This is a genomic window from Dysgonomonas sp. HGC4 (assembly GCF_001261715.1).
Taxonomy (GTDB): domain Bacteria; phylum Bacteroidota; class Bacteroidia; order Bacteroidales; family Dysgonomonadaceae; genus Dysgonomonas_A.
Map to the genome: position 1 here is coordinate 16,876 of NZ_CVRU01000090.1, position 12,216 is coordinate 29,091.

11 protein-coding genes and 1 pseudogene are annotated in these 12,216 nt (G+C 36.0%); 10 read left to right on the plus strand and 2 right to left on the minus strand.

The features are described from left to right. Positions 1-93 precede the first annotated feature (93 nt). The 3 genes from ruvB (at position 94) to recG (ending at position 4,928) form a co-directional block, all read left to right on the plus strand. Positions 94-1,113, plus strand: a complete 1,020-nt coding sequence (gene ruvB, locus HGC4_RS09155; protein ID WP_050709832.1) for a Holliday junction branch migration DNA helicase RuvB — start codon at positions 94-96, stop codon at positions 1,111-1,113. 47 nt (positions 1,114-1,160) lie between these two features. Further along, positions 1,161-2,708 (plus strand): glycosyltransferase family 39 protein, encoded by a 1,548-nt coding sequence (locus HGC4_RS09160; RefSeq protein ID WP_157258210.1) that lies wholly within the window; start codon positions 1,161-1,163, stop codon positions 2,706-2,708. A gap of 123 nt (positions 2,709-2,831) precedes the next feature. Continuing rightward, complete coding sequence (recG, locus tag HGC4_RS09165) at positions 2,832-4,928, plus strand: ATP-dependent DNA helicase RecG (RefSeq protein ID WP_050709834.1); 2,097 nt, start codon at positions 2,832-2,834, stop codon at positions 4,926-4,928. Positions 4,929-4,997: 69 nt separating this feature from the next. On the opposite strand, the gene HGC4_RS09170 is transcribed toward recG, so the two are convergent. Further along, positions 4,998-5,378 carry a GntR family transcriptional regulator gene (locus HGC4_RS09170; protein ID WP_050709835.1) on the minus strand — a complete coding sequence of 127 codons (381 nt, stop codon included), beginning with the start codon at positions 5,376-5,378 and terminating at the stop codon, positions 4,998-5,000. Positions 5,379-5,665: 287 nt separating this feature from the next. On the opposite strand from HGC4_RS09170, the gene HGC4_RS09175 reads away from it, so the two are divergent. From HGC4_RS09175 to HGC4_RS09190, 4 genes and pseudogenes are all read left to right on the plus strand, one after another. After that, positions 5,666-6,733, plus strand: a complete 1,068-nt coding sequence (locus tag HGC4_RS09175; RefSeq protein WP_050709836.1) for a lysylphosphatidylglycerol synthase transmembrane domain-containing protein — start codon at positions 5,666-5,668, stop codon at positions 6,731-6,733. Beyond that, entirely contained in the window at positions 6,730-7,566 is an 837-nt protein-coding gene (locus HGC4_RS09180) for an alpha/beta hydrolase (RefSeq protein WP_050709837.1), read from the plus strand. Before HGC4_RS09175 ends, HGC4_RS09180 begins: the two co-directional genes overlap by 4 nt. 1 nt (position 7,567) lies before the next feature. After that, complete coding sequence (locus HGC4_RS09185; protein WP_050709838.1) at positions 7,568-8,005, plus strand: WG repeat-containing protein; 438 nt, start codon at positions 7,568-7,570, stop codon at positions 8,003-8,005. A 235-nt stretch (positions 8,006-8,240) separates the two neighbouring features. After that, positions 8,241-9,260: pseudogene (locus tag HGC4_RS09190) on the plus strand (dipeptide epimerase); the annotation flags it as partial. 10 nt (positions 9,261-9,270) lie between these two features. Here the strand turns inward: HGC4_RS09190 and HGC4_RS09195 are convergent. After that, positions 9,271-10,368 carry a DUF6340 family protein gene (locus tag HGC4_RS09195; protein WP_050709840.1) on the minus strand — a complete coding sequence of 366 codons (1,098 nt, stop codon included), beginning with the start codon at positions 10,366-10,368 and terminating at the stop codon, positions 9,271-9,273. Positions 10,369-10,539: 171 nt separating this feature from the next. Here HGC4_RS09195 and xseB point away from each other — a divergent pair, with 171 nt between their 5' ends. The 3 genes from xseB to HGC4_RS09210 all read left to right on the plus strand — a co-directional run bounded on the left by xseB (position 10,540) and on the right by HGC4_RS09210 (position 11,991). After that, positions 10,540-10,737 carry an exodeoxyribonuclease VII small subunit gene (gene xseB, locus HGC4_RS09200; RefSeq protein WP_050709841.1) on the plus strand — a complete coding sequence of 66 codons (198 nt, stop codon included), beginning with the start codon at positions 10,540-10,542 and terminating at the stop codon, positions 10,735-10,737. 77 nt (positions 10,738-10,814) lie between these two features. Beyond that, on the plus strand, positions 10,815-11,477 hold the full coding sequence (locus HGC4_RS09205; protein ID WP_050709842.1) for a 2-C-methyl-D-erythritol 4-phosphate cytidylyltransferase: 663 nt from the start codon (positions 10,815-10,817) through the stop codon (positions 11,475-11,477). A gap of 94 nt (positions 11,478-11,571) precedes the next feature. After that, positions 11,572-11,991 (plus strand): hypothetical protein, encoded by a 420-nt coding sequence (locus tag HGC4_RS09210; protein ID WP_050709843.1) that lies wholly within the window; start codon positions 11,572-11,574, stop codon positions 11,989-11,991. Positions 11,992-12,216: the final 225 nt, after the last annotated feature.

Genomic DNA, 12,216 nt, shown 5'->3' on the forward strand with positions numbered 1-12,216 from the left:
TTCTATATTTTAGGTCGTTGTGTATCCTCAATCTTTGATGTTTTGGTGTATGACGACAAGTATTTATTGTAGTTAAGATTGTTATAATAATATATGGATGCATTCGACATACATGACGAGAATTTAAACGGGACAGAGCGTGAATTTGAAAATGCTTTGAGGCCTCTCAGTTTTAATAGCTTTAGTGGTCAGGACAAAGTAGTGGATAATTTAAAGGTATTCGTTGCAGCAGCTCGTATGCGTGGAGAATCTTTAGATCATACTTTATTACATGGCCCTCCGGGGTTGGGTAAAACAACCTTATCCAACATTATAGCAAATGAACTGGGTGTTGGTTTTAAAATAACATCGGGTCCTGTGCTTGATAAACCGGGCGATTTGGCTGGTTTATTGACTTCGTTAGAACCTAATGATGTCCTTTTTATCGATGAAATACATCGTCTTTCTCCAATTGTGGAAGAATATCTTTATAGTGCAATGGAGGATTATCGGATTGATATTATGATCGATAAAGGTCCTAGTGCACGTTCTGTTCAAATTGAATTGAATCCCTTTACCCTTATCGGTGCTACTACACGTAGTGGATTATTGACAAGTCCTTTGCGTGCCCGATTTGGTATAAACATGCACTTAGAGTATTATGATAACGATACTTTAACGGGAATTATCAAACGTTCAGCAAATATATTGGATGTACCTTGCGATGATGATGCTGCTAAAGAAATAGCATTACGCAGTAGGGGAACGCCCCGTATTTCGAATGCTCTTTTGAGAAGAGTGCGAGACTTTGCTCAGGTAAAAGGGTCGGGAAGTATTGATAAAGAAATAGCAAACTACTCGCTTGAGGCTCTCAATATTGACAAATATGGTCTTGATGAGGTTGATAATAAAATATTACTGATTATTATAGACAAATTCAAAGGCGGGCCTGTTGGTATTTCTACTATTGCAACAGCTCTTGGAGAAGACGGTGGAACAATAGAAGAAGTGTATGAACCTTTTCTTATCAAAGAAGGTTTTATGAAACGTACTCCACGAGGTCGAGAAGCTACTGAATTAGCTTATAAACATCTGGGAAGACATAAAGATACTGAGCAAGGATACTTGTTTTGAATTAGTTGTAATTGATTAAAACATCTCCACACTTGTTACCAATGAATATGGCGAATAATGAAAATAAGAAATATTCGATTCTCTTATATGTCCTATTCTTTATAGGCTCTTTTCTTTTCCTGTCTTTAGACTTTTATAAAGCTTTTTGGTACGACGAAGCCTATACAATAAACCTAGTACGTCAATCTTTTGGATATTTGTGGCATGTTACTGCAAATGATGTTCATCCGCCTCTTTACTATATCCTTCTTAAATTATATACTTACGTTTTTGGCGACTCGGTAGTTGCCTTGCGTATCTTTTCGGCTCTGCCTGTAATAGGTATTATGCTGTTAGGTTGTACTCGTATCCGAAAAATGTTTGGTGGTAAAACAGCCTTGAGCTTCTTACTTATAGTAATATTGATGCCTGTTAGTCAATATGCAGCCTCCGAAATAAGAATGTACTCATTGGCTATGCTATTTGTTCTTTTAAGTGCTTTGTATGCCTATCAAAGTTATTCTACTTTTCGTAGATCTGATCTGATTAAGTTTACCCTCTTTTCTTTAGCTGCAGCTTATACTCATTACTATGCGTTATTGGGTGTTTTCTATATTTATTTTCTTTTTCTTGTTGTAGTTGTAATAGCTAAGAGAGAGAAAATTATTCCATTTATTGGTTATTCTGTTTTGTTTGTTATTGGCTATTTGCCTTGGCTGATAAACTTGCCGGGACAAGTGTCGCAAGTGCAGGATGAATACTGGATTAATGCCCCTAGATTGAAAGATCTTATAATCTACTTATATTATCCATTTGCTCAGGAATTAGATTTGGTTGCAACTCAAATTCCTTTAGCATATTTTGCATTCTCATTCTGCCTATTGGCTGTGTTTTTTGTTCTTTTTATCTATATTGTTATCTCTTCCAGAAAAGAAGTGTCTGGTGATAAAGTGTTGATTTTTAGAGAAAAATATGCAAATCTGTTGTTCTTGGCTTTTATATTTACGCTATCTACAGCGATTATTTATTCTCTTTTATCTAAGCCTGTATTTGTAACTCGGTATATGACTCCCATTTTAGGGTTGTTTTATTTGGGGCTTGCTATTTATATCGCATTGATTGATTGGAAGAAAACCCCAAATAAAATCATTCTTTTAGTGATGTTTTCCATAGTAGCTTATTTTTCATTTAATCATTATTCATTACAATATAGAACAAATGAGTATAAGCAGCGAGTACAGTCTAAAATAATCGATTTCGCCGTGGAAAGAGTAGATGATAAAACCGCTTTTTTATATTCGGATACACGTAGTTTCTCAATTGCAGCCATACCTTTGTTTTTCCCTGATTCGAAGCACTACATCAGAATTAGTGTAACAAAGAAACACTACAAGAAATATTTAGAAAATTTTAAAGTAATTCCTATCTTTGATTTTGCTGATGTTGACAGTACTTACACAAAAGTGTTAGTTATGAAAAATGTTGACAATGACGATTCGTTTATGAAAGTTGTTGCGGATTCGACCGAATTGGTTAAATACTTCGACATAATAGATAGACAGGATATTGAAGGGCATGTTGTTTATCAATTGCAGAGAAGGCATCTGAATAAATGATCGAAATATGATTTTCTTAGCAAACATTAAAAGAGGTCTGTGATCTTAATTTTTGAGTTTTAACAGGCTTTGGTTGTTGTAACTTGCCAAAGCAATAAAAAGGTCTGAGACCTTATTTTTATCATGGCTGACATATCCAATACAGACATAAAATATCTGCCGGGAGTAGGTCCCAAAAAGGCTGAAATATTAAATAAAGAGGTCGATATCTTTTCGGTTGAAGATCTCTTGCATTATTATCCCTATAAATACATTGATAGAAGTCGCATCTACTACATTCACGAAGTAGATGGTAATATGCCTTATATCCAATTAAAAGGACGTATAACAGCTTTTGAAAGTGTAGGCGAAGGGCGTAATAAAAGGCTTATTGCCCACTTTACCGATGGAACAGGCTTTATTGATCTGGTATGGTTTCAAGGGGCACGTTTTATTACGGATAAGTACAAAGTAAATCTTCCTTATCTGGTTTTTGGTAAACCTACAGCTTTTGGTAGTAAGTTTAATATAGCACATCCGGATATTGATCCGTACATCGAAGAGAAAGCGGAGCAAACCAATCTAATGGGGTATTACAATACAACCGAGAAGATGAAAACGCATTATCTGAATTCAAAAGCAATACAGAAGATAATGACCGGAGCGTTAGCCTCTGCATTGCCTCATGTTGTTGAAACTCTTCCCCAAACAATAATCGAAAAAGCAAACTTATTGCCATTGAAAGAGGCAATTCGAAATATTCACTTTCCATTAAACCCTACTATTCTAAGAGATGCCCAGTATCGGTTGAAGTTTGAAGAGCTGTTTTATTTACAGCTTAATATTTTTCGTTATACTTCCGATCGGAGAGCTAAATTGAAGGGTTTTGTATTTACTCAAGTGGGTAACTATTTTAATTCTTTCTACGAAAAAAATCTACCTTTTGAGTTGACCAATGCACAGAAACGAATCATACGAGAGATTCGCCAAGATATGGCGACTGGTGAGCAAATGAACCGACTGTTGCAAGGGGATGTTGGTAGTGGGAAAACTTTGGTAGCACTTATGATTATGCTGATTGCTATGGACAATGGCTTTCAGGCTTCAATGATGGCTCCTACTGAGATTCTGGCTAATCAGCATTTTGCAACCATTCAGGAGTTTCTATTTGGATTGGGTATAAATGTCGAATTATTGACAGGTTCTACTAAAAAGAAAAAGCGAGAAGAGATTCATTCACGCCTTTTAACGGGTGATATCCATATCCTGATTGGGACACATGCCCTAATTGAAGATACAGTTCAATTTGGGAACTTGGGTTTGGTTGTTATCGATGAACAGCACCGTTTTGGTGTGGCGCAGAGAGCAAAACTCTGGACTAAGAATGTGAACCCTCCGCATATGCTGGTTATGACGGCAACACCTATACCTCGTACGCTTGCAATGACAGTGTATGGAGATCTTGAAGTGTCGGTAATAGATGAACTGCCTCCGGGGCGTAAACCAATACAAACAATACATCAATACGATAAGAAGAGGGGTGCTTTGTATAATTCGATCCGAAAACAGTTAAGCGAAGGTCGGCAGATTTATTTTGTATATCCTTTGATCGAAGAAAGCGAGAAAATAGATTTAAAGAACCTCGAAGAAGGATATGAGCATATCTGTGAGATTTTTCCCGAATATACGGTGTGTAAAGTACATGGAAAGATGAAACCGGCGGAAAAAGATGCTGAAATGGCTCGCTTTGTTAAGAACGAAGCTCAAATAATGGTGGCTACTACAGTTATCGAGGTTGGAGTAAATGTTCCCAATGCATCGGTAATGGTTATAGAGAGTGCTCAGCGCTTTGGCTTGTCTCAATTGCATCAGCTAAGGGGTAGGGTAGGTAGAGGTGCCGATCAGTCGTATTGTATTCTTATAACGCCTTATGAGCTGTCTGCGGACTCTCGTAAGCGAATTAATATAATGGTTGAGAGCAACGATGGCTTTGAGATCGCTGAGGCCGATTTAAAACTCAGAGGTCCCGGAGATTTAGAAGGAACTCAACAAAGTGGTATTGCTTTTAATTTGAGGATTGCCGATATTGTGAGAGATTCGCAAGTAATGCAATATGCACGCGATGTCGCAAAAGAAGTAATGGATAGAGATCCTGCTTTAGAAAGTATAGAGAATCAGATACTAAAGAGACAATTACGCAAACTGGGAGGAAATCGCTACAATTGGGGATTAATCAGCTAATACAAAAAAAGAAACAAACTTTTAGAGTCTGTTTCTTTAATTCTTAATATGTGTAGTGCTGAATATGTTTTATATAAGGCTCGATTCGTTTGCTCTTTTATTGCTTTTATATAGATCTATTAATTCTCCAAGTGTTATCTTTAGAGAGTTCATTGTTGAAAAGAATTCAGGAACCTGATTTTCATAAAAAGATCTTCTCATTAGCTCGAGAGCATTTTTATAAGAGTCTTTTGTAAGAAAGAGCCCAACACCTCTTTTAGACATTAAAATATCTTCCGATTGCAGTAGCTCGAGCGAACGCATCAGGGTATTATGGTTTACCTCTAATTCTTTGGCGAGTTCTTTTACTGTTGGGATTTTAGTTTCTTCTTTCCATTCTTTGGATACAATTCTTTGCGAGATTACATCGACAATTTGTAGGTAGATTGGTTTGTTTTTATGAAATTCCATGCGTTGTTGTTTTACAGAGTTATATTACAAATATAGCACTAGTTTTCTATATAAATGGTTTGTCCTTTTAAATTTTTAGCAATATACGTATTTTTTAATTATAAATAATCTGTTTAATTTCAGAATTTTAAGCAAAAATAGCACTCTATATATCTGTGATCGGTTTGGGTTTGTTAACTTTTATGCCTTTTGATCGGGTAAATAGGAATATTAATATTTAACATTAGGAAGTGTATTGTAAAGCTATTGTATTAACTAATTTTATTAATTAATAATTGAATGTAAATATGACTGGTCAGTCAACCAAAATAAGTAAATGGAAAATCTTGATACCCACTCTTCTTGGAGTCGGTGTTATTGTTTACATGTTTTCAAAGGATCTTTTAGGACAGGAAAATGCTGAACAATTAGCTGAACTAAGAAATGTAAAAATAACATGGGATACCGTTTTCTGGTTTTTTATAGCATTGCTTCTAATGGTTGGTCGTGATCTGGGATTTACTATCCGATATAGATATTTAACCGAGAAGGTGCTGTCTTGGAAGCAGTCGTTGAAAATAACGTTATTAGCAGAATTTGGAACAGCAGTTACCCCATCCTCGGTTGGAGGATCAAGTATGGCAGTGCTTTTTCTTTCGAAAGAGAATATTAGTGTTGGCAGAAGTACAGCTATGGTGTTTGTGACGATGCTATTAGATGAAATGTTCTTTGTTGTAACCTTTCCTCTGCTATTGCTCTTTGTTCCCGTAGACGAACTTTTCCCCGAAATATCAACCTTGCAAATGGGGATTATTTCTTTGTTTATTGCTGCATATATTATTAAGATGATTATTTGTATTTGTCTTATAATCGGTTTGTTTTTTAAGCCTCAGGCTATACGATGGCTTTTAATCAAAATATTCAGATTACCCATCCTTCGTCGTTGGCATGCAGGAGCTGTAAAAGCAGGAGATGATTTGATTATAAGTGCCCGTGAGATTCGAGGGAAGAAATTTTCTTATTGGTGGCCTCTTATTTTGGCTACTATCCTGTCATGGGCTTCTCGCTTTTTAGTTGTAAATGCTCTTTTTATGGCATTTTTCTCAGTGTCGGATTATATGTTGATATTTGCCCGTCAGTTTGTGATGTGGGTGTTGATGATACTTAGCTTTACTCCCGGAGCCAGTGGATTGAGTGAAATCATATTCAAGCATTATTTAAGTGCACTTATTCCCATATCGGGGCTTATTCCTGTAATTATAGTATTGTGGCGGTTACTCAGCTATTACAATTACCTTTTTATCGGTGCTTTTTTAGTTCCACGTTGGGCAAGCAAAGCGTTTACGAAAACCTCAAAATCTGAAGAAGTTATATGAAAGTGAAATTATCTCATCGTTTTTTCTATTTCTTACTGTTGGTTGTATTAACCGGAAGTCTTTCGTTATTTGCTCAACAAATTGATACCATAGACATATACAGCTCAAAGATGAATGTGCGGGTAAAAAATATTGTCATTCTGCCCGATGGTTATAATAAAGAATCCAAGACAGAATATCCCGTGATTTATCTCCTGCATGGTTATGGAGGAAACCATCTTTCGTGGTTAAAAGTCGTGAAACCCACATTACCTCAATTGGCAAATAAATACCAATTCATAATTGTATGCCCTGATGGAAAGAATAGTTGGTATTGGGACAGTCCCGTTAATCCGAAGTCTCAATATGATACTTATGTTAGTCAAGAGCTAGTTACTTATATTGATAAGCATTATAAAACGATCAATTTACCGAAGGGTAGGGCAATATCAGGTTTTAGCATGGGCGGACATGGAGCTTTATGGCTAACATTACAACATCCTGATGTATTTGGAGTTTGTGGGTCTATGAGTGGAGGAGTAGATATCAGACCATTTCCAAATAATTGGGAGATGTCTAAAGTATTAGGAAGCTATGTGAATAATAAATCGGTATGGGATGCACATACTGTAATAACGAATGTAGATAAATTGAAGAACATACCTTTGATCTTGGACTGTGGAGAGGATGATTTCTTCTTGGAAGTGAATGAAAATCTTCATAAACTTCTCTTGGCGAAAAAAATCAATCATACGTATATCATTACTTCGGGCGAACATAATTCGCAATATTGGAATAAGGCTGTTGAATGGCAGTTGGCTTTTTTTGTAAAATTCTTTTTTCCTGAAAATTAAAATGGCTAAACGACAAACAAAAGAAAAATCTACTACTTTAGCATCGAAAACGCAAAAATTAGTAGTGTCAGAAAATAACGGTAAATGGGGATTCTTAGATGCAGCAACAGGCGAAGAGGTTGTGCCGTTTATATATGATTGTGCTCATGCTTTTTCTGTAGAATTAGCCTTAGTTCGCTTAAATGGTTGGTGGGGTTATATAGATAAAACAGGGAGAGAAGTTATTCCGTGTATATATAATCCAGCATGGTCGTTTACAAAAACGGGATTGGCAGCAGTATGTATAGAGGGTAAATGCGGTTTTATAGACCAGACAGGAGAAGTTGTTATCCCGCTTATATATGATGACGCCCGTTATTTTAATAAAGATGGTAAAGCAAAGGTTAAGTTAAACGGCAAAACTTTTTTTATAGATGTGAAAGGAGATCGGGTCGAATAAGTATGAAAATCAAAAAAGTCCCGCTTTAGGGGTGTATTGCATACTTATTTGTCTATTTAATATAAGATTATAATGAAAAAACAGGACAAAGAGAATAAGCTCCAAAATGTATGTAATATTTGTCTCCTTTGATCAATGTAATAATTTCGCTATACCGAGATAAGAAGAAAGCTCTATTTAGCTGTATTAATATGTAGATGGAGTAGAATCCTACAAAAAGCAAAAAACTATGAATAGAATACAATTATCGTACTCACCCTATAACTTAATATTGAAATATCCGTTTACTATTTCAACATATTCTCGAACTACAACACCTGTTGTGTTGGTTGAGATTCATTACAATGGCTATATTGGCTACGGCGAAGCTTCTTTACCTCAGTACTTAGGCGAGACGCAGGAAAGTGTTATCAGTTTTTTGAAACAAGTAGATCTAGGTCAGTTTTCTGACTTGACAGCCATAGATGAGATTTTGACGTATGTAGATTATATAGCAATTGGCAATACAGCAGCAAAAGCTTCTATTGATATAGCATTGCATGACTTAGTGGGAAAGATGGCTGGTAAGGCATGGCATGAAATCTGGAATTTAAATCCTGAAAATACGCCCAATACAACATATACAATCGGAATTGATACGGACGATATTGTAAAAAAGAAAACTACAGAAGTATCCTCTGATTTTAAAATATTGAAAGTGAAATTGGGTGGGAATGATGATAAGCGCATGATTGAGGTAATCCGGTCGGTAACGGATTTGCCTTTAGCTATTGATGCCAATCAAGGATGGAAAGACAGATCGGAAGCTCTGGAGATGGTACATTGGCTGAAAGAACAAGGAGTTGTACTTATTGAACAACCCATGCTTAAAACCGATTTGGAAGGCAGTGCATGGCTCACGGCTCACAGTCCATTGCCTATTTTTGCCGATGAATCGGTACAAAGGCTTGCCGACATGGAAAAAATTAAAGGAGCTTTTTCGGGGATCAACATCAAGTTGATGAAGTGTACCGGTATGAACGAAGCTTATAAAATGATAAATATAGCTCCTTCTATGGGTTTTGATGTAATGTTGGGCTGTATGACCGAAACTTCGTGTGCAATATCCGCAGCCTCTCAATTGTCGCCTGCTGTGAATTTTGCCGATTTAGACGGTGCATTACTCATCACGAATGACTGTTTTAGAGGTACAACAATAAAAAACGGGAAGATTATATTAAATAATCTCCCCGGTATAGGTGTCAATAAAGTTTGATCTTCTGTTTTTATTCTCTAGAAGCTTTATCTCTCATGTCAAGTAATTTAAAGTCATTGTAGCGCTCTAAAAGGTCTTCTTTGTAGCTTGTAGCTCTCAATAGATTTTCCTCGTCAACACCCGTGCTTTGGGTCTCTTCGAATAATTGACAAGAAGTGGTTATCCATCTTAGTGCATTCTTTAGTTCGTCTTTTAGCTCATAAGCCAAAGCTATATTGCTAGCAAGTCTGGCTTTTTTCTTGATGTTTTTTGTTTCGCTATCGTAAGCTGATTGCCATAATGCTAAAGCTCCTGACCAATCGTTAGCCGCCATTTTTTTGTTTGCAGCCTTTATATCGCCAAAATACCATCTCAACTCATTGCTCCAATAAGGTGCTAAAGCATCTGCTATTTTTTCGGCTGTATATCTGGCAGCCTCTTTCATTGCATCTTCTCTGCTTGGAATGGTATCCGAAAGAGGTGTATTTTGATTGTAAGTGGCGCTCCAATAGATGCTGTCATTTATGTATAGTGGTGGCGATATTGCCTGCCCTTCTTTAGAATATACCTGAAAGCGAATATCCATCTTTAAATCTAGAAATCTCATTGTAGTTCCAAACTCAAAGTCTTCTTCGTGAGAAGCTGTACTTACCAGAAAACGATCTAATGAAATTATAGCATCGGCATTGTTGGCAATACAGATTTCTTTTATCAGAGTCGAATCTAATTGAAGAATATCTTCATAGTTGGCGTCCTCTCTTAGCGGATGTTCGTAAAAAATAACATCCTTGAAGTATTCTTTATCTGAGATATCTTCAAAAAGAGCTTCAGCTAATATATAATTCACGTCGTCATTTACCTCAATTTTAACGGGGGTGCCCGCTTCTTGTCCAAAACGATACTCAAAGTGACCGACATCTTCGGGTTGAGGAACAGTATTGTCAACAATAACAATATTCTCAATACTATTTGGTAGCGTTATGTGAGCGGGTTTTTCTACATTTACGACCAATGTATCTAAACTAGTGCAACTCGTGAGAAAGAATAATCCCGAAAATATCCCTAAGAATAAGAAACTCTTTGGTAAAATTAAGGTCGAAGACCTATTCGTTGCTTTAGTAAGTGTCATATACAATTTTTTTTAGAACTGAATGTTATATATAAGATATAGCCTGTAAACTTAAAAGCTATTTATTATCTTCAAATTTAAATTTAAATTTCCAGATCGGATTATCTTTGTTGTATGTAAATTAAAATTTATCTAAGTTTAAACCCCTATTTCAAACAAAATGTTCACAGAATGGCAAAAAAAGATAAATCATACACCGAAGCAATACAAGAACTTCAGGAAATTCTCGATAAACTCGAGTCGGGCGATATGGAAGTAGATGTGTTGACAGAAGAAATAAAAAAGGCGTCGGTACTGCTAAAACTTTGTAAAGAAAAGCTTTATAAAACAGATACTGAGATAAAAAAAATACTAGATAATCTAGACTAAAGCAAAGTTGCTGAACTATTTGTTGCTTTAGTCGGTTATTTAAATGAATTAAAATATTTTTACCTAAAAGACCATATATGAACAATGTAATCATAGTAGCGGGTGGAAAAGGTTTGCGCATGGGAAGCGAACTGCCCAAACAGTTTTTAAACGTGGGTGGAAAACCTGTCTTGATGCGAACCATCGAAGCCTTTTACAATTTCGATAAATCGATACGTATTATTGTGGCATTATCTGCGTCATATCGCGAGCATTGGTCGAAATTATGTAAAGGATATGGCTTTTCGGTGTATCATGAAGTCGTAGATGGAGGCGAAACTCGTTTTCACTCGGTCAAGAATGGTTTAGAGCTTGTTGGCGAAGGTTGGGTAGCTGTGCATGATGCTGTGCGTCCATTTACATCTGTTTCTCTTTTGAAGACGTGCTTTGATGCTGCAAAAGTGTATAAGGCTGTGATTCCTGTTATAGACGTGACGGATAGTTTGCGTGAAATTGTCGGTGAAAACGATAGTAAGATTGTAGATCGTTCAAGATATCGTATGGTTCAAACACCTCAGGTTTTTGAGTCTGCTTTGCTTATAAAGGCATATGAGACCGATTTTTCCGAGTCTTTTACTGATGATGCATCAGTGGTTGAGATATATGGTCATCCCATTCATTTAGTAGAGGGTGAGAGGGCAAATATAAAAATAACAACGCCTTTTGATCTCGATTTGGGAGAAGTTATACTAGGTAAGTAAAAATATTAATGACCTGTTTTATAAGTATGAGAGCTGATATTCGTATTACTTTCAAAATATAAAATAGATTAGAGACCTTAAGATATTAAATAAGATGGATATATGTATTGATTTTGATGGAACATGTGTTACACACGAGTTTCCTCGTATAGGTGAGGATATAGGAGCTATTCCCGTGCTTAAAGAGTTGGTTGAGGCAGGACATAAGCTAATTCTTTTTACAATGCGTAGTGATCGTAAGAAAAAGAAAAAAGTAGGAGATGAAACAGTCGTTGTAGAAGAAAATTTCTTAGCCGATGCAATTAAATGGTTTGACGATAATGGTATAGCCTTATATGGTGTTCAGAAAAATCCGACTCAACGTTTTTGGACATCTTCACCTAAAGCTTATGGACACTTATATATTGACGATGCTAATTTGGGATGCCCATTAATTACACCAACAGAGGGCAGACCTTATGTGGATTGGGTAGAAACCCGCAAATATCTGGTGGAAAGGGGCATTTTACAATAATTGAGTAAAATTGGTATTTTATGTCTGTTTTTCTCTAAAATAGAATCACTGTTTATTATTAAATAGTGATTTTTTTATGTTTATTTTCTCCCTTTTCTACTCTTGTTCGCTAATGTTTTCGTTTTATTCTTCTTTGCTAAATAGTTACCTTTTCTTGGAGTTCATACCCTTAAATCCTTTAAATAAAAAGTTGATTTTTACTTTCTTAAGCATCATCTTTTTATT